Below are 18303 nucleotides of genomic sequence, written 5' to 3' on the forward strand. Positions count from 1 at the left end.
AGTGGTTGTCCGGCGGGTTTCGCCGGGCGCTTCCATGGCTACGGAGGCCGGGAGCAGGCAGGAGCCGTGCCCCGCCCGGCGACCGTGACGAGCGTGGGACCAGCCGGCCGCCGTGGTGTGGGAGGACGGCATCGGCTGGGAATGGAGTGTTCTCCGAGCTTGATGGGTCGTCAAGGAGGCGGACAACAAACGCTGTTGACGGCCTGTGCCCGCGACGGGCGTCGCTTCAGCGCACCGCCACGACAGCGGAGCCGTGACCGAACAGCCCCTGGTTCGCCGTGATTCCGGCCCGCGCACCCGGAATCTGCCGTTCCCCCGCCGTGCCCCGCAGCTGCCAGGTCAGCTCGCAGACCTGGGCGATGGCCTGGGCCGGCACCGCCTCACCGAAGGACGCGAGCCCGCCGCTCGGGTTCACCGGAATGCGCCCGCCGAGCGCCGTGGCCCCCGCGCGCACGAGCGCCGCCCCCTCACCCGGCGCACACAGCCCGATGTCCTCGTACCACTCCAGCTCCAGCGCCGTGGAGAGGTCGTACACCTCGGCCAGGGACAGATCCCCGGGGCCGATGCCCGCCTCCTCGTACGCCGCCCGCGCGATCGAGGCACGGAAACTCATGGGCGAGGGTTCCACGGCGACCGCCGAATCCGTGGCGATGTCCGGCAGGTCGAGCACCGCCTTGGGGTAGGTGGGCGTCACTGTCGACACGGCGCGGATACGGACCGGGTCCGCGGCCCCGTGGCGCCGGGCGAAGTCCATGCTGGACAGGACGAGGGCCGCCGCGCCGTCGGACGTGGCGCAGATGTCCAGCAGCCGCAGGGGATCGGCGACCACCGCGGAGGCCGCGACCTGTTCGGCGGTCACCGGTGCCCGGTAGCGGGCGTTCGGGTTCAGCGCTCCGGCCGCCGCGTTCTTCACCTTGACCAGCGCGAAGTCCTCCGGGGTGTCCCCGTGCAGGGCCATGCGGCGGCGGGCGTACAGCGCGAAGTAGGCGGGATTGGTCGCGCCGAGCACCCGGAACCTCAGCCAGTCCGGATCGTCGGGCCGTTCGCCGCCCGCCGGTGCGAAGAACCCCTTGGGGGCGGCGTCCGCGCCCACCACGAGCACCACGTCCGCCATGCCGGCCAGGATCTGCGCCCTGGCCGTGTTCACCGCCTGGGCGCCCGAAGCGCAGGCCGCGTACACACTGGTCACCCGGGCGCCCTGCCAGCCCAGCGCCTGGGCGAACGTCGCCCCGGCCACGTACCCCGGGTAGCCGCCGCGCACGGTGTCCGCGCCGACCACCGACTGCACGTCCCGCCACTCGATGCCCGCGTCGCCGAGCGCGTCACGGGCGGCCACGGTGCCGTACTCCACAAAACTGCGGCCCCATTTCCCCCAGGGATGCATCCCCGCCCCGAGGACGGCCACGTCCCCGCTCATGCCGCACCGTCCCCGGAGCCGGTGGTGACCGGCCGCCAGTGCCAGGTGGTGCGCACCGCACCGTCGTCGTCACCGGGGCCGGAGTCCATGACTCCCGGTACGGCCTCCACTGCCATCCCGACCGCGAGATCCCCGATGCCGACCCCAGGGGCCGCCTGCCCGAGCACGACCATCCGCTCGGCCGCCAGCTCCACCGCCACCAGCGTGTACGGCTCCCAGGGCACCTCCGGATCGGAGAGGTAGGGGGCGGGTGGTCGGTAGCGGCCGTCGGTGTACGACCAGACCGTGCCGCGCCGGGACAGCGGCACCTCGGCGAGCTCGCCCCCCGTGCAGCCCGGATTGCGGCAGAACCCCTTCTGGGGCGGGAAGAAGACCGACGAGCAGAGCGGGCAGCGGGTGCCCAGCAGCCGGAAGTCCTCCTCCGTACTGTCCTCGGTGAACCACCCGGCCACCACAGGTATGCGCTTGCGCGACAAAGCCCCTCCCGGCACTGGGTCTGACGGAACGTCAGAAGTGTGCCACGGTCAGCTGTTGTCGGCGAGCCACTTGGCAGCGGTCTCCGCGAGCTCCCGGTCGCGGCCGGCCAGCATCATCCCGATCATCTGCGCGTCACCGCGCAACGACCAGGCGGGATGACCGAAGGTGGCCGGGTTGTTCTTCTCGATCAGGAAATGGGCGGGCCAGGCGGTCCCGTACCCGATCAGCGGCAGTGCCGCCGCATACCGCTTCCGGCCGCGCGCCAGTCCGTAGACGGTGATCGCGAGACCGGTCAGGGTGCCGGTGAGATGGACCCAGCGGGTCGCGGCCCGGGAGTGCATCGCGACGTAGTAGGGCCAGAATTCTTCGTACGAATCGAACGTCTCCTGTGACATACGGGCACCGTAATGGCTGGATCGGCAACCGGATACGGCCGATCCGCGTCCGAGAGGGAGAACGGGCGGCCGGAACCCACGGGGGTGGTCCCGGTCGCCCGCTCTCTTTCCTCCCCGGACGTGCGCTTCAGTGGCCGGCTACGGACCTGTGGGCCACCGGGAAGTCGAAGTAGGTGTCCGGAAACAGCTCGGGCTTGAAGGTGTAGTGCCACCACTCCTCGGCCAGATTCACGAACCCGGCGTCGGTGAGCGCCTTCTTGAGGAACTGGCGGTTGGCGCGTTGTACGCCCTGGATCCGCGGGTCGTCCGTGTGCGACAGCGTGTCGAAGCAGTCGAAGCCGGTTCCCATGTCCACCGAGTTGTCCGGGAAGCGGTCGGCCTGCGGCGCGTAGCACGGCACCAGTTTCTCGCCCGGACGGTAGGGCCTGGTCGGCAGGGCCGGCAGCCGCACCAGGGTCAGGTCCACCGTGCTGCCCCGGCTGTGCCCGGACTTCTCGGCGATGTAACCGTCCGCGAACAGGCGGGTCTTGTCGACCTGCGGATAGAACTCGCCCTTCATCGTCTCGTCGCCGAGGTCCTTCGCCCACCGCACGAAGTGGTCGACGGCTCGCTGGGGCCGGTAGCAGTCGTACACCTTCAGCGAGTACCCCTGGGTGAGCAGCCGCACCTGGGCCCGGTGCAGTGCCTCGGCCGCCGGCCGGGTCAGGATGCACAGCGACTGGCGGTATCCGTCGACCGGTACACCCATGAAGTCGTGACCGGTGGGGTAGCGCATCTCCTGGATGATCGTGGGATCCACCGACCGCAGCGCGACGAACTCCCGGGGAGCTTTCGGCTCGGGCTTCGCCTGCGCCGCCGGGGCGGCGGCGGTGACGGCAAGCAGAGTGGCGGCAGTCGCTGCCAGGACACGGAAAACGGAACCAATACCTGTCATGAGCACATCGTCCACCAGTCGGGCGGTCCCGGGTGGGCGATCGGATACAGTCCGCCCGTGTCCGCGACGACGAGGAAGCCGGTCAAGCCTGTGAAGCACTCCCACTGCGGCAGTTGCGGAACCCCGTACACCGCACTCGCGTCCCCCGACGCCTGGCCCCGCACCTGCACCGCCTGCGGAACCACCGCCTACCGCAACCCGCTGCCGGTCGCCGTCGCCCTGCTCCCCGTCACCGGCCACGACGGCACCGGACTCGTCGTCATCACCCGCACCATCGAACCCTGCCTCGGCGGCACCGCCCTTCCTGGCGGCTTCATCGACCACAACGAGGACTGGAAACACGCCGTCGTACGCGAACTCCGCGAAGAGACCGGCATCGAGGCCGACCGCGACGACGTCCGCCTCGCCGACGCCCTCAGCGACCCCGACGGCCATCTGCTCCTGTTCGGTCTGCTCCCCGCCCGGCCGGCCGCCGCACTCCCGCCGTCCGTACCGACCGACGAGACCTCCGGGTACGCGGTCGTGTACGGCCCCGCCTCGCTGGCCTTCCCCCTCCACACCGAGGCGGTCCGCTCCTGGTTCGCCGGCCGCTACCGCTGACCGCGCCCGCCCGCGCCGCGCTCAGATCCCGCGCACCCGGACCGGACAGTCCACCAGCCCCTCCTCGCCGTCCCGCTCCACCACGACCCGCCCGCCCACCAGCCGCGTCGCGTACCGCTCGACCACCGCCGGCTCCCAGCCGTCACCCGCGTCACGGACCACCGAACCGCCCCCGCCGGCCCCCTCCACCGGAGCCCACACCTCCAGCTCCACCCCGCCGTCCGCACCCCGCACCGGAATCACCGCACCGGCCCGCGCCAGCACCGGCACCCGCGACAGCGGCGCGTCGACCACCACCCGACCCGGCCCCTCGTACACCGCCCCGCTCACCGTGTCGTACCAGCGCCCCGCCGGCAGCCGCACCGACCGCTCCCCGACCCCCGGCTCCAGCACCGGCGCCACCAGCAGCGCGTCACCCAGCAGGAACGCGTCCTCGCACTCCCGCAGCGCCCGGTCGCCGGGCGCCGCCCACCACAGCGGACGCACATACGGGGCCCCGGTCAGCCGGGCCAAGTGCGCCAGCGTCACCCAGTACGGGCGCAGCCGCTCCCGCTCCACCAGCACCTCCCGCGCACCGTCGAGCACCCGCGGGCCGAACTCCCACGGCTCCCGGCGCCCCGCATCGATCGCCGCATGTGTACGGAACAGCGGAAGATACGCCCCCAGCTGGAACCACCGCAGATACAGCTCCGGCGACGGCGAACCGTCGAACCCGCCCACATCCGGCCCCGAATACGGCACCCCGCACAGCCCGAGACCCAGCACCAGCGCCAGCGAGGCCCGCAGCCCCGGCCAGCCGGTCGCCACATCACCGGACCAGGTCCCCCCGTACCGCTGCATCCCCGCCCAGCCGGACCGCGAGAACAGGAAAGGCCGCTCGTCCGGCCGTAGCCGGAGCAGCCCCTCGTACCCGGCACGCGCCATCACGAGGCCGTACACGTTGTGGGCCTCCCGGTGATCGCCACCCCGCCCCTCCAGCGAGTGCCGGGAAGAACGGGGCAACGTCGGCTCACCGAACGCCGTGAACGACACCGGCTCGTTCATGTCGTGCCAGACACCGGAGAACCCCTGCGCGAGGCGCTCCTCGTACAGCCCGCCCCACCACTCGCGCACCTGCGGATCCGTGAAGTCCGGATACACGCACTCACCCGGCCACACCTCCCCGCGCACGGTCCGACCGCGGGCGTCCCGGACGAACGCACCCGAAGTCCCGACCGCCGCACCGGTGTCGAACACCGCGTTCCCCGGCACCGCGGCCACCGCCGGGTCCACGATCGACACCAGCCGCACCCCGTCCTCGCGCAACTCCTTCGCCAGCCCCGGCAGATCGGGGAAGCGCTCACGATCCACCGTGAACACCCGATGCGCGTCGAAGTGGTCGATGTCCAGATGGAGCACCGACAGCGGCAGCCCCCGCTCCCGGTACCCCGCGACGACCCGACGCACCTCCCGCTCGCTCCCGAACCCCCATCGCGCATGCTGCGGACCCAGCGCCCACGACGGAGGCAGCGCCGGCGCGCCCGTCAGGGCCGACCACCCCTGGAACACCCGGGCCGGCGTACCCACCACCACCCAGCAGCGCAGCGGGCCCCCGTCCATCCGTACCTCGGACGTCCCCGGCCGGTCATGACCGGAGCCCGCCCCCTCCTCGCCCTCGCGCAGAGCCACCCGCCCCGCCCAGGAGTTGTCGTGAAACGCCAGATGCGTCCCCGCGTCCGAGACCACGACCTGCACCGGCATCGTCAGATACAGCGGATCGTCCCCGGGCCCGAACCGGCCGCCCGGATCGGTGTTCCACAGCCCGTACACACCGTCCCTGAGCCGCGGGCCCGCAGCCCGCCCGCCCAGGCCGAAGAACCGCGCGTCCGCCGGAAACTCGGACCGCTGCACCCACCGCGCCGGACCGCCGGCCACCGGCTCCCACCACCGGGGCGGCAGCTCCCGCCTCAGCACCACCCCGCCCGGCGTCCGCAGTTCCACCGCCCCCAGCCGGGACACCACCACCGTCAGCCGCTCCGACACCACCTGCCAGCCGCCGTCCTTGTCCGGCTCCAGCAGGGCGCGCGGATCGGCGTCGGGCGCAGACCCCGGCAGCGCGTACGACGGCAGCGGCTCCGCGCCGTCCCACCCCCAGAAGACCGCGCCGCCCACCGCCACCCGGATCCGCAGCTCGGAACGGGCGAACCGCACCACGCCGCCGCCCGGCTCCGGTTCCGCGTCCACCACAGCCCCCGGCACCCGCGCCCGCTCAGGACCGCGCGCAGGCAGGGCCCGCGCATCCGCCCGCGCCCGCCGCCACGCGGAGCGCACCGTACGCAGCCCCTGCTTCGAACCGACCAATTTCACCGAGCGCACCAGGTCACGACCGTCCATGCAGCTCACCCTGCCACCCGGTGATCCGGTATCGGGTTCTGTTCAACTTCCGTTCACCCGTGGCCGGCCGGGACGGGAGTGGCCGCACCACATATCAGGACACGCGGCCATGTGCGGGCAGCCCTGGTGCGAAAGACGATCACATGGCATCGTCCGTGAGGCCGCCTCACGCGCACACCCCAGCCCGTGCGCGCGACACACGCACACCCCGCGTACCCGTACAGCCAGGGAGCAGCCCCATGACCTCAGCAGCCGAAGAAGCCCCCCTGTGGCAGCCCGGCCCGGACCGCATCGCCGCCGCGGCCGTCACCCGCTTCCAGCGCTGGGCGGCCGATCGCCACGGAGCACCGGCCGAGGGCGGCTACGCGAGCCTGCACCGCTGGTCCGTCGACGAGCTCGACACCTTCTGGCAGGCCGTCGCCGAATGGTTCGACGTACGGTTCTCCACCCCGTACGAGACCGTCATCCGCGACCGCGCCATGCCGGGCGCCGAGTGGTTCCCCGGTGCCACGCTCAACTACGCCGAACACGCGCTGCGCACCGCGGAGGACCCCCTTCGCGCCGACGCCCCCGCGCTGCTCCACGTCGACGAGACCCACACCCAGGTACCCGTCTCCTGGGCCGAACTGCGCCGCCAGGTCGGCTCGCTCGCCGCCGAACTCCGCGCCCTCGGAGTCACCCCCGGCGACCGCGTCAGCGGCTACCTCCCCAACATCCCGCAGGCGGTCGTCGCCTTCCTGGCCACCGCCGCCGTCGGCGGCGTCTGGACCTCCTGCGCACCCGACTTCGGCGCCCGCAGCGTCCTCGACCGCTTCCAGCAGGTCGAACCCGTCGTCCTGTTCACCGTCGACGGCTACCGCTACGGCGGCAAGGAACACCACCGCGCGGACACCGTCGCCGAACTGCGCCGGGAACTGCCCACCCTGCGCGCCGTCGTCCATATCCCGCTGCTCGGCACCGACGCGCCCGAAGGCGCCCTCGACTGGTCCGCACTCACCGCCGCGGACACCGAGCCGGTCTTCGAGCAGGTCCCCTTCGACCACCCCCTGTGGGTCCTCTACTCCTCGGGCACCACCGGCCTCCCCAAAGCCATCGTCCAGTCCCAGGGCGGCATCCTGCTCGAACACTTCAAGCAGATCGGCCTGCACTGCGACCTCGGCCCCGAGGACCGCTTCTTCTGGTACACCTCCACCGGCTGGATGATGTGGAACTTCCTCGTCTCCGGCCTCCTCACCGGCACCACCCTTGTGCTGTACGACGGAAGCCCCGGCTACCCCGACGTCAGCGCCCAGTGGCGCGTCGCCGAACAGACGGGTGCCACCCTCTTCGGCACCTCCGCCGCGTACGTCATGGCCTGCCGCAAGGCGGGCATCCACCCGGGGCGGGACTTCGACCTCTCCCGCATCCAGTGCGTCGCCACCACCGGCTCCCCCCTCCCGCCCGACGGCTTCCGCTGGCTCCACGACGAGGTGGCCGACGACCTGTGGATCGCCTCCGTCAGCGGCGGCACCGATGTCTGCAGCTGCTTCGCCGGCGCGGTGCCCACGCTCCCGGTCCACGTCGGCGAGCTCCAGGCCGCCTGCCTCGGCACGGACCTCCAGTCCTGGGACCCCGCGGGCCGGCCGCTGACCGGAGAGGTCGGCGAACTCGTCGTCACCCAGCCCATGCCGTCCATGCCGATCCGCTTCTGGAACGACCCCGACGGCAGCCGTTACCACGACAGCTACTTCGACACGTATCCCGGCGCATGGCGGCACGGGGACTGGATCACGATCACCGACCGCGGATCCGTCGTCATCCACGGCCGCTCCGACTCCACCCTCAACCGGCAGGGTGTCCGCATGGGTTCCTCGGACATCTACGAAGCCGTCGAGCGCCTCCCCGAGATCCGCGAGTCCCTCGTCATCGGCCTGGAGGAACCCGACGGCGGCTACTGGATGCCGCTCTTCGTCCACCTGGCCGAAGGCGCCGCGCTCGACGACGAGCTCCGCGACAGCATCAAGCGCACCATCCGCGAGAACCTCTCACCGCGCCACGTTCCGGACGAGGTCATCGAGGTTCCCGGCATCCCGCACACCCTCACAGGCAAGCGCATCGAGGTTCCGGTCAAGCGCCTGCTCCAGGGAACCGCCCTGGCCAAGGCCGTCAACCCCGGCTCCATCGACAACCTGGAACTCCTCCACTTCTACGAGGAGCTGGCCCGCAAGCGCCGCTGACCGAGGCCACTGTCAGTGCCCGCGATTACTCTGAGTGAGCAATGTTCGACAGCGCACTGGGGGAATCATGGCGCAGACCAGGAACAAGCGGGCCACCGTCCGCGGCCGGACCGGCACCACGATGCGACGCACACTGCGCCGCGAAGCACCGAGCACCATCGGCCTCCTGACCGATGAACAGGACTTCGCGGCGATGCGGCGGTACCGCACCTTCACCTTCGACGACCACACCGTCTATCTGCAGCAGGTGGAAGGACTGCTCAGGACACTCGCCGCACAGGGCATGCACACGACCGTCGCCCTCTTCGATCCCGAGGAGTACGCGGAGTTCTGCGCCGAATCGGGAATCGCACCCGACACCCCGGCCGGCCGCAGCCGGTTCACCGCGGAGGTCGCGGCCTGCGGCGCCACCGTCGCCTACACCGGGCAACCCATCGACACCCTGATCCCGCTCCTGGTCGCCCGAGCGGTCCGGCAAGCCACCTGGGAGTACGCCACGATGCTCCTGGCCGGGCTCGGGGACTGCGCGGACTGCGGACAGGACATCGGCCGCGCCGCCTTCGACCGCGCCTCCCACCTCCTGCTGCGCACCCTGGAGACGGCCGGCCCCGGCACCCACCATCTGGTCTGCAGCACTCCCACGGAGAACGAGCAACTGCTCGCCGCTCTGCACACCGAGCGCGACACCACCGGCCCCGCACACCTCGATTCGGCGGAAGGCGCCGAATTCGTGACCGTGCTCGCCGTCGGGATCGCCCTCGAAAGCCATGGGGGAGTCGTCCTGCGGACGAGCGCCCCGGGGACCGCGGACCGGGTCCACGGATGGCGCCTGACCGGCGGCAGCCTCGCTCCGCTCACCGCGGGGGAGGTGTTCAGCGCCTACTGCACCGACGCCGACACCGGTGAACCCGTCTCCCCCGAATCCGGAGTGGAGTACTGCGCGGGCTTCGACATCGGTGCCGACGCCCCGGAGGAGCACCGCTGACAGCAGGAAGGGGCTCCCCGCCACGATGGGCGGGAAGCCCCTTCTCCCACCGCGCACGACCAGTGGTCCTGCGCGGTGTCCTACTCGCCCGACAGCACCGCCTGCGCGGCAACGCGCGCTTCCTCGGCGGAGTCCGCCGCACGCGCGGCCGCCGCGGCACGCTCGCACTGGGCGAGCGTGTACTTCGCCAACGTGCTGCGTACATAAGGAATGGACGCGGCGCCCATCGACAGCGACGTCACACCCAGACCGGTCAGGACACAGGCCAGCAGCGGATCGGAGGCGGCCTCACCACAGACACCACAGCTCTTGCCCTCGGCCTTGGCCGCGTCGGCCGACATCGCGACCAGGTCCAGCAGTGCGGGCTGCCACGGGTCCTGAAGCCGGGACACCGCTCCCACCTGACGGTCCGCGGCGAAGGTGTACTGCGCCAGGTCGTTGGTGCCCAGCGACAGGAACTCCACCTCCTGCAGCACCGAACGCGCACGCAGGGCGGCCGACGGAATCTCGACCATCGCACCGAATTTCGCCTGCAGCCCGGCCGTACGGCACGCGTCGGCGAAGGCCTTGGCGTCCGCCCGGTCCGCCACCATGGGGGCCATGACCTCCAGGTAGACAGGCAGCCCCTCGGCAGCCTTCGCCAAGGCGGTCAGCTGGGTCTGCAGCACGTCGGGGTGATCCAGCAGACTGCGCAGCCCGCGCACGCCCAGCGCCGGGTTCGGTTCGTCGGCCGGCGTCAGGAATTCCAGTGGCTTGTCCGCCCCGGCATCCAGCACCCGCACCACGACACGGCCCTCGGGGAACGCCTCGAGCACCGCACGGTAGGCCGCGATCTGCTTCTCTTCGGACGGAGCATGCTTGCTGTCGTCCAGGAAGAGGAACTCGGTACGGAAGAGCCCCACCCCCTCCGCGCCCGCCGCCACGGCTGCCGGCACATCGGCGGGCCCGCCGACGTTGGCGAGCAGTGGCACCTTGTGCCCGTCGGACGTCGCACCCGGACCGGTCGACGCCGAGAGCGCCGCCTTGCGCGCGGCGGCGGAGCTCTCCAGCTCAGCCCGCTTCTCGTCACTCGGCTCGACGAAGATCTCGCCGGTGCTGCCGTCCACGGCGATCAGGGTTCCCTCGGCCAGCTCGCCGGCGCCGGGGAGCGCCACGATCGCTGGCACACCGAGAGCCCGCGCCAGAATCGCGCTGTGACTTGTCGGCCCGCCCTCCTCGGTGACAAAGCCGAGGACCAGCGTGGGGTCGAGCAGGGCCGTGTCGGCCGGAGCCAGATCGCGCGCGATCAGCACGTACGGCTCGTCGCTGTCCGGCACACCGGGCATCGGCACGCCGAGCAGGCGGGCCACGATCCGGTTGCGTACGTCGTCGAGGTCGGCGACGCGGCCGGCCAGGTACTCACCGGCACCGGCCAGCAGCGCGCGGTAGGAGGCGAACGCGTCGTACACACCGCGCTCGGCGGTGCTGCCGACAGCGATACGCCGGTCCACATCGGCCATGAGCTCGGGGTCCTGCGCCATCATGGCCTGGGCCTCCAGCACGTGCTGGGCCTCGCCCCCGGCCAGGTTGCCGCGCGCGATGAGGTCGGCCGCCACAGCCTCCACGGCCTGCCGGGCCCGCCCCTGCTCGCGCTCGGCCTCCTCGGCGGGAATCTGCTTGGCCGGCGGTTCGAGCACTGCCGTGCCCATGTGCCGTACCTCGCCGATCGCCACACCGTGGCTGACGCCTACGCCTCGCAGCGTTGTCTGCATTTCACCCGTCTCCGGTTGTGCGGCGGTCGATGCCCCCGCGGTGGATATCCAGTCGGCTGTCACTGCGCCGAATGCGTTACTGCCAGCCGAACAGTGCGTCGCCGACCTTCACGTCGCCGTCCTCGATGACGGCGGACAGCGAATCGGCAGTGGCCTCGAGCGCCACGATGGGGCACACCGGTGACTTGCCGGCCGCCTCGACCGCAACCGGGTCCCACCGGACGATGCCCTGGCCGCGCGTGACGGTGTCACCCTTGTTCACGAGCAGCTCGAAGCCCTCGCCGTTGAGCTGGACCGTGTCGATGCCGAGGTGGGTCAGCACCCCGTGGCCCTCGCTGTCCACCACCACGAAGGCATGCGGGTGCAGGGAGACGACGATTCCGTCGACGGGCGAGACGGCCTCGGACGGCTCGCGCACGGGGTCGATGGCGGTCCCGGGACCCACCATCGCCCCGGAGAAGACCGGGTCGGGTACGGCAGCGAGCCCGATGGCACGTCCGGCAAGAGGGGACGTCACAGTGGTCATGGGGGAGCCTCCCAGAGTGGAGCTTCAATGGCGCCGCCGCGGCTTGTAGGGGGACGGCGTACTGCTCAGCAGAGTAAGTCATAAGAAGTCCCGGTTCCGCCCGAGTCCTGGTGGTTCGAGGACCTAGGGGTGTACCGGAAACGATTTGCCTCGACTCCCAGCAGCCTGTACTGTCGTACTCCTGCCTGGCCCCAACGCGACTTTGAGTCGGGGGTCGGCGGCGACTATTAAGCCCAAACCCTAACCCGATATCGGGCACCCGCATGTCTGCGGGGGGCCGGTCAGGGAGAGCGAAAAGGCCTGATAGTGTCGGACCCGCCGGAAAGGAAAACGCGAAAGCGAATTCCCAAAGGCGAGAAATGCGGGGCCCGCTTCGACCGGGAATCGGACACGAAAGAATCTGATAGAGTCGGAAACGCAAGACCGAAGGGAAGCGCCCGGAGGAAAGCCCCAGAAAATGTTCTGAGGGTGAGTACAAAGGAAGCGTCCGTTCCTTGAGAACTCAACAGCGTGCCAAAAGTCAACGCCAGATATGTTGATACCCCGACCTGCTTCGGCAGGTTCGAGGTTCCTTTGAAAGTCCTAACAGGCCTCTGGCCTGGTAGGCAATGCACACAGCGAGGATTCAGTGGACGACCGGTCATATTCCGACATGGTCGTTCCGCTCTCGTGGTGTCTACCCGATTACGGGAAAACATTCACGGAGAGTTTGATCCTGGCTCAGGACGAACGCTGGCGGCGTGCTTAACACATGCAAGTCGAACGATGAAACCCTTCGGGGTGGATTAGTGGCGAACGGGTGAGTAACACGTGGGCAATCTGCCCTTCACTCTGGGACAAGCCCTGGAAACGGGGTCTAATACCGGATAACACTTTCCCTCTCATGGGGGAAGGTTAAAAGCTCCGGCGGTGAAGGATGAGCCCGCGGCCTATCAGCTAGTTGGTGGGGTAATGGCCTACCAAGGCGACGACGGGTAGCCGGCCTGAGAGGGCGACCGGCCACACTGGGACTGAGACACGGCCCAGACTCCTACGGGAGGCAGCAGTGGGGAATATTGCACAATGGGCGAAAGCCTGATGCAGCGACGCCGCGTGAGGGATGACGGCCTTCGGGTTGTAAACCTCTTTCAGCAGGGAAGAAGCGAAAGTGACGGTACCTGCAGAAGAAGCGCCGGCTAACTACGTGCCAGCAGCCGCGGTAATACGTAGGGCGCAAGCGTTGTCCGGAATTATTGGGCGTAAAGAGCTCGTAGGCGGCTTGTTGCGTCGGTTGTGAAAGCCCGGGGCTTAACCCCGGGTCTGCAGTCGATACGGGCAGGCTAGAGTGTGGTAGGGGAGATCGGAATTCCTGGTGTAGCGGTGAAATGCGCAGATATCAGGAGGAACACCGGTGGCGAAGGCGGATCTCTGGGCCATTACTGACGCTGAGGAGCGAAAGCGTGGGGAGCGAACAGGATTAGATACCCTGGTAGTCCACGCCGTAAACGTTGGGAACTAGGTGTTGGCGACATTCCACGTCGTCGGTGCCGCAGCTAACGCATTAAGTTCCCCGCCTGGGGAGTACGGCCGCAAGGCTAAAACTCAAAGGAATTGACGGGGGCCCGCACAAGCAGCGGAGCATGTGGCTTAATTCGACGCAACGCGAAGAACCTTACCAAGGCTTGACATATACCGGAAAGCATCAGAGATGGTGCCCCCCTTGTGGTCGGTATACAGGTGGTGCATGGCTGTCGTCAGCTCGTGTCGTGAGATGTTGGGTTAAGTCCCGCAACGAGCGCAACCCTTGTTCTGTGTTGCCAGCATGCCCTTCGGGGTGATGGGGACTCACAGGAGACTGCCGGGGTCAACTCGGAGGAAGGTGGGGACGACGTCAAGTCATCATGCCCCTTATGTCTTGGGCTGCACACGTGCTACAATGGCCGGTACAATGAGCTGCGATGCCGCGAGGCGGAGCGAATCTCAAAAAGCCGGTCTCAGTTCGGATTGGGGTCTGCAACTCGACCCCATGAAGTCGGAGTTGCTAGTAATCGCAGATCAGCATTGCTGCGGTGAATACGTTCCCGGGCCTTGTACACACCGCCCGTCACGTCACGAAAGTCGGTAACACCCGAAGCCGGTGGCCCAACCCCTTGTGGGAGGGAGCTGTCGAAGGTGGGACTGGCGATTGGGACGAAGTCGTAACAAGGTAGCCGTACCGGAAGGTGCGGCTGGATCACCTCCTTTCTAAGGAGCATCTAGATTCCGTAAGGAATCCAGAGCCACTACGTCGGCAAATGTTCGGCGGTGGTTAGCTCATGGGTGGAACGTTGACTATTCGGCACGGTTGGCTGGTTTTCGTAAGTACTGCTTCGGCGTGGAAAGCGTAAACGGGTTGATTGTGTCGGGCACGCTGTTGGGTATCTGAAGGTACGGCCGTAATGGTCGTCCTTCGGTTGCCGGCCCCAGTGCACTCGTTCTTCGGAACGGGGTGATGGGTGGCTGGTCGTTGTTTGAGAACTGCACAGTGGACGCGAGCATCTGTGGCCAAGTTTTTAAGGGCGCACGGTGGATGCCTTGGCACTAGGAACCGATGAAGGACGTGGGAGGCCACGATAGTCCCCGGGGAGCTGTCAACCAAGCTTTGATCCGGGGGTTTCCGAATGGGGAAACCCGGCAGTCGTCATGGGCTGTCACCCACTGCTGAACACATAGGCAGTGTGGAGGGAACGAGGGGAAGTGAAACATCTCAGTACCCTCAGGAAGAGAAAACAACCGTGATTCCGGGAGTAGTGGCGAGCGAAACTGGATCAGGCCAAACCGTATGCGTGTGATACCCGGCAGGGGTTGCGCATGCGGGGTTGTGGGATCTCTTTTTCATGGTCTGCCGGCCGTGAGACGAGTCAGAAACCGTTGATGTAGGCGAAGGACATGCGAAAGGTCCGGCGTAGAGGGTAAGACCCCCGTAGCTGAAACATCAACGGCTCGTTTAAGAGACACCCAAGTAGCACGGGGCCCGAGAAATCCCGTGTGAATCTGGCGGGACCACCCGTTAAGCCTAAATATTCCCTAGTGACCGATAGCGGATAGTACCGTGAGGGAATGGTGAAAAGTACCGCGGGAGCGGAGTGAAATAGTACCTGAAACCGTGTGCCTACAAGCCGTGGGAGCGTCGCGCATCGAGCTTGCTCGGTGCGTCGTGACTGCGTGCCTTTTGAAGAATGAGCCTGCGAGTTTGCGGTGTGTTGCGAGGTTAACCCGTGTGGGGAAGCCGTAGCGAAAGCGAGTCCGAATAGGGCGATTTAGTAGCGCGCTCAAGACCCGAAGCGGAGTGATCTAGCCATGGGCAGGTTGAAGCGGAGGTAAGACTTCGTGGAGGACCGAACCCACCAGGGTTGAAAACCTGGGGGATGACCTGTGGTTAGGGGTGAAAGGCCAATCAAACTCCGTGATAGCTGGTTCTCCCCGAAATGCATTTAGGTGCAGCGTCGTGTGTTTCTTGCCGGAGGTAGAGCACTGGATAGGCGATGGGCCCTACCGGGTTACTGACCTTAGCCAAACTCCGAATGCCGGTAAGTGAGAGCACGGCAGTGAGACTGTGGGGGATAAGCTCCATGGTCGAGAGGGAAACAGCCCAGAGCATCGACTAAGGCCCCTAAGCGTACGCTAAGTGGGAAAGGATGTGGAGTCGCAGAGACAACCAGGAGGTTGGCTTAGAAGCAGCCACCCTTGAAAGAGTGCGTAATAGCTCACTGGTCAAGTGATTCCGCGCCGACAATGTAGCGGGGCTCAAGCGTACCGCCGAAGTCGTGTCATTCCAGCATGTACCCCCAACGGGGGCTGGGATGGGTAGGGGAGCGTCGTGTGCCGGGTGAAGCAGCCGCGGAAGCGAGTTGTGGACGGTTCACGAGTGAGAATGCAGGCATGAGTAGCGATACACACGTGAGAAACGTGTGCGCCGATTGACTAAGGGTTCCTGGGTCAAGCTGATCTGCCCAGGGTAAGTCGGGACCTAAGGCGAGGCCGACAGGCGTAGTCGATGGACAACCGGTTGATATTCCGGTACCCGCTTTGAAACGCCCAATACTGAATCAGGCGATGCTAAGTCCGTGAAGCCGGCCCGATCTCTTCGGAGTTGAGGGTAGTGGTGGAGCCGACGAACCAGACTTGTACTAGGTAAGCGATGGGGTGACGCAGGAAGGTAGTCCAGCCCGGGCGGTGGTAGTCCCGGGGTAAGGGTGTAGGCCGTGTGGTAGGTAAATCCGTCACACATTAAGGCTGAGACCTGATGCCGAGCCGATTGTGGTGAAGTGGATGATCCTATGCTGTCGAGAAAAGCCTCTAGCGAGTTTCATGGCGGCCCGTACCCTAAACCGACTCAGGTGGTCAGGTAGAGAATACCGAGGCGTTCGGGTGAACTATGGTTAAGGAACTCGGCAAAATGCCCCCGTAACTTCGGGAGAAGGGGGGCCATCACTGGTGATCCGATTTACTCGGTGAGCTGGGGGTGGCCGCAGAGACCAGCGAGAAGCGACTGTTTACTAAAAACACAGGTCCGTGCGAAGCCGTAAGGCGATGTATACGGACTGACGCCTGCCCGGTGCTGGAACGTTAAGGGGACCGGTTAGCTGACTTTCGGGTCGGCGAAGCTGAGAACTTAAGCGCCAGTAAACGGCGGTGGTAACTATAACCATCCTAAGGTAGCGAAATTCCTTGTCGGGTAAGTTCCGACCTGCACGAATGGCGTAACGACTTCTCGACTGTCTCAACCATAGGCCCGGTGAAATTGCACTACGAGTAAAGATGCTCGTTTCGCGCAGCAGGACGGAAAGACCCCGGGACCTTTACTATAGTTTGATATTGGTGTTCGGTTCGGCTTGTGTAGGATAGGTGGGAGACTTTGAAGCGGCCACGCCAGTGGTTGTGGAGTCGTCGTTGAAATACCACTCTGGTCGTGCTGGATGTCTAACCTGGGTCCGTGATCCGGATCAGGGACAGTGTCTGATGGGTAGTTTAACTGGGGCGGTTGCCTCCTAAAGAGTAACGGAGGCGCCCAAAGGTTCCCTCAGCCTGGTTGGCAATCAGGTGTTGAGTGTAAGTGCACAAGGGAGCTTGACTGTGAGACCGACGGGTCGAGCAGGGACGAAAGTCGGGACTAGTGATCCGGCAGTGGCTTGTGGAAGCGCTGTCGCTCAACGGATAAAAGGTACCCCGGGGATAACAGGCTGATCTTCCCCAAGAGTCCATATCGACGGGATGGTTTGGCACCTCGATGTCGGCTCGTCGCATCCTGGGGCTGGAGTCGGTCCCAAGGGTTGGGCTGTTCGCCCATTAAAGCGGTACGCGAGCTGGGTTTAGAACGTCGTGAGACAGTTCGGTCCCTATCCGCTGTGCGCGTAGGAATATTGAGAAGGGCTGTCCCTAGTACGAGAGGACCGGGACGGACGAACCTCTGGTGTGCCAGTTGTCCTGCCAAGGGCATGGCTGGTTGGCTACGTTCGGAAAGGATAACCGCTGAAAGCATCTAAGCGGGAAGCCTGCTTCGAGATGAGTATTCCCACCCTCTTGAAGGGTTAAGGCTCCCAGTAGACGACTGGGTTGATAGGCCAGATGTGGAAGCCCGGTAACGGGTGGAGCTGACTGGTACTAATAGGCCGAGGGCTTGTCCTCAGTTGCTCGCGTCCACTGTGTTAGTTCTGAAATAACGAACGGCCGTGACTGTATTTAATTAAATACAGTATCCGGTGTTGGTTAATTTCATAGTGTTTCGGTGGTCATTGCGTTAGGGAAACGCCCGGTTACATTCCGAACCCGGAAGCTAAGCCTTTCAGCGCCGATGGTACTGCAGGGGGGACCCTGTGGGAGAGTAGGACGCCGCCGAACTCCTTTTGATAGTTAAGCCCCGTGCCCTTGTGGCACGGGGCTTTTCTGCGTTCCGGCGGTGTTCCTGGTACCCCTGTGTATCTGCCGGCCGCGGCTGAGGGTAGGGTCAGGGGGCATCATTGGCACGTTCTTTCACAGGAGGCCCCCGGGTGGAGGTCCAGGAGACTCGCGTTCAGACGGACCGGGTCCTCACCATCCCCAACATCCTCAGCATGGCTCGCCTTGTTGGCGTACCTGTCTTCCTGTGGCTGATTCTCCGCCCTGAGTTCGGCGGGCCCCAGAGCGATAGCTGGGCGTTGCTGGTACTGATGTTCAGCGGCGTGAGTGACTACCTCGACGGTAAGCTCGCGCGCCGATGGAACCAGATCAGCAGCCTCGGACGGCTGCTTGACCCTGCCGCCGACCGTCTCTACATTCTTTCCACGCTGGTCGGTCTGACCTGGCGGGAGATCCTCCCGCTCTGGCTCACCGCCGCGCTCCTCGCCCGTGAACTGATGCTTCTCGTGATGGTGGGAATCCTTCGCCGTCACGGCTATCCGCCGCCACAGGTGAACTTCCTGGGCAAGGCGGCCACGTTCAACCTGATGTACGCATTTCCCTTGTTGCTGCTCAGTGACGGAGGTGGTTGGCTTGCATCGGTGGCCACCATTTTCGGATGGGCGTTCGCAGGATGGGGTACAACGCTCTACTGGTGGGCAGGGATCCTCTATGTGGTTCAGGTCCGCCGGCTGGTCAAGGCGGATGCAGTAGCCGATTGAGCTCGTTGATGC

General features: G+C 66.5%; 11 protein-coding genes and 3 rRNA genes. 7 read left to right on the plus strand and 7 right to left on the minus strand.

All coding sequences use genetic code 11. The annotated features are described in order from the left end of the window. Positions 1 to 226 precede the first annotated feature (226 nt). The 4 genes from OG912_RS30700 to OG912_RS30715 form a co-directional block, all read right to left on the minus strand. On the minus strand, positions 227 to 1417 hold the full coding sequence (locus tag OG912_RS30700) for a lipid-transfer protein (RefSeq protein ID WP_327712134.1): 1191 nt from the start codon (positions 1415 to 1417) through the stop codon (positions 227 to 229). Next, on the minus strand, positions 1414 to 1893 hold the full coding sequence (locus OG912_RS30705) for a Zn-ribbon domain-containing OB-fold protein (RefSeq protein ID WP_327712135.1): 480 nt from the start codon (positions 1891 to 1893) through the stop codon (positions 1414 to 1416). Before OG912_RS30705 ends, OG912_RS30700 begins: the two co-directional genes overlap by 4 nt. A 48-nt stretch (positions 1894 to 1941) precedes the next feature. Then, on the minus strand, positions 1942 to 2289 hold the full coding sequence (locus OG912_RS30710) for a DUF962 domain-containing protein (protein WP_326735018.1): 348 nt from the start codon (positions 2287 to 2289) through the stop codon (positions 1942 to 1944). 127 nt (positions 2290 to 2416) lie between these two features. After that, positions 2417 to 3223, minus strand: coding sequence for a M15 family metallopeptidase (locus OG912_RS30715; RefSeq protein WP_327712136.1), 807 nt, complete (start codon positions 3221 to 3223; stop codon positions 2417 to 2419). Between the two features lie 57 nt (positions 3224 to 3280). Between OG912_RS30715 and OG912_RS30720 the strand changes: the two genes are divergently transcribed. Further along, entirely contained in the window at positions 3281 to 3823 is a 543-nt protein-coding gene (locus OG912_RS30720; protein ID WP_327712137.1) for an NUDIX domain-containing protein, read from the plus strand. 21 nt (positions 3824 to 3844) lie between these two features. On the opposite strand, the gene OG912_RS30725 is transcribed toward OG912_RS30720, so the two are convergent. Continuing rightward, positions 3845 to 6196, minus strand: a complete 2352-nt coding sequence (locus OG912_RS30725) for a glycoside hydrolase family 31 protein (protein ID WP_327712138.1) — start codon at positions 6194 to 6196, stop codon at positions 3845 to 3847. Positions 6197 to 6435: 239 nt separating this feature from the next. On the opposite strand from OG912_RS30725, the gene OG912_RS30730 reads away from it, so the two are divergent. Beyond that, the gene (locus OG912_RS30730) at positions 6436 to 8412 is read left to right on the plus strand and encodes an acetoacetate--CoA ligase (RefSeq protein ID WP_327712139.1); all 1977 of its coding nucleotides are present in this window, start codon (positions 6436 to 6438) and stop codon (positions 8410 to 8412) included. 67 nt (positions 8413 to 8479) lie between these two features. Then, positions 8480 to 9397 (plus strand): hypothetical protein, encoded by a 918-nt coding sequence (locus OG912_RS30735; protein WP_327712140.1) that lies wholly within the window; start codon positions 8480 to 8482, stop codon positions 9395 to 9397. 80 nt (positions 9398 to 9477) lie between these two features. Here OG912_RS30735 and ptsP read toward each other — a convergent pair whose 3' ends face one another. Both ptsP and OG912_RS30745 read right to left on the minus strand, forming a co-directional pair. Beyond that, complete coding sequence (gene ptsP / locus OG912_RS30740) at positions 9478 to 11148, minus strand: phosphoenolpyruvate--protein phosphotransferase (protein ID WP_327712141.1); 1671 nt, start codon at positions 11146 to 11148, stop codon at positions 9478 to 9480. A 76-nt stretch (positions 11149 to 11224) separates the two neighbouring features. Further along, a complete protein-coding gene (locus OG912_RS30745) occupies positions 11225 to 11674 on the minus strand; it encodes a PTS sugar transporter subunit IIA (RefSeq protein WP_326735011.1) in 450 nt (149 codons plus the stop codon). Between the two features lie 697 nt (positions 11675 to 12371). Between OG912_RS30745 and OG912_RS30750 the strand changes: the two genes are divergently transcribed. From OG912_RS30750 to OG912_RS30765, 4 genes are all read left to right on the plus strand, one after another. Continuing rightward, positions 12372 to 13897, plus strand: a 16S ribosomal RNA gene (locus OG912_RS30750). A gap of 298 nt (positions 13898 to 14195) precedes the next feature. Further along, positions 14196 to 17320: ribosomal RNA gene (locus OG912_RS30755) — 23S ribosomal RNA — on the plus strand. 96 nt (positions 17321 to 17416) lie between these two features. Further along, positions 17417 to 17533 (plus strand): 5S ribosomal RNA (gene rrf, locus OG912_RS30760). Together the 16S, 23S and 5S rRNA genes form the textbook arrangement of a ribosomal RNA operon. A gap of 149 nt (positions 17534 to 17682) precedes the next feature. Then, positions 17683 to 18291 carry a CDP-alcohol phosphatidyltransferase family protein gene (locus tag OG912_RS30765; protein WP_327712142.1) on the plus strand — a complete coding sequence of 203 codons (609 nt, stop codon included), beginning with the start codon at positions 17683 to 17685 and terminating at the stop codon, positions 18289 to 18291. Positions 18292 to 18303 lie beyond the last annotated feature (12 nt).

Source organism: Streptomyces sp. NBC_00464, assembly GCF_036013915.1.
In the GTDB taxonomy this organism is placed as follows: Bacteria; Actinomycetota; Actinomycetes; order Streptomycetales; family Streptomycetaceae; genus Streptomyces.

What these genes read in the sequence shown, in the direction of transcription:
- OG912_RS30745 (WP_326735011.1), bottom strand. Translation starts at nt 11,674, where the DNA reads ATGACCACTGTGACGTCCCCTCTTGCCGGACGTGCCATCGGGCTCGCT.
- OG912_RS30700 (WP_327712134.1), bottom strand. Translation starts at nt 1,417, where the DNA reads ATGAGCGGGGACGTGGCCGTCCTCGGGGCGGGGATGCATCCCTGGGGG.
- OG912_RS30710 (WP_326735018.1), bottom strand. Translation starts at nt 2,289, where the DNA reads ATGTCACAGGAGACGTTCGATTCGTACGAAGAATTCTGGCCCTACTAC.
- ptsP (WP_327712141.1), bottom strand. Translation starts at nt 11,148, where the DNA reads ATGCAGACAACGCTGCGAGGCGTAGGCGTCAGCCACGGTGTGGCGATC.
- OG912_RS30715 (WP_327712136.1), bottom strand. Translation starts at nt 3,223, where the DNA reads ATGACAGGTATTGGTTCCGTTTTCCGTGTCCTGGCAGCGACTGCCGCC.
- OG912_RS30725 (WP_327712138.1), bottom strand. Translation starts at nt 6,196, where the DNA reads ATGGACGGTCGTGACCTGGTGCGCTCGGTGAAATTGGTCGGTTCGAAG.
- OG912_RS30730 (WP_327712139.1), top strand. Translation starts at nt 6,436, where the DNA reads ATGACCTCAGCAGCCGAAGAAGCCCCCCTGTGGCAGCCCGGCCCGGAC.
- OG912_RS30735 (WP_327712140.1), top strand. Translation starts at nt 8,480, where the DNA reads ATGGCGCAGACCAGGAACAAGCGGGCCACCGTCCGCGGCCGGACCGGC.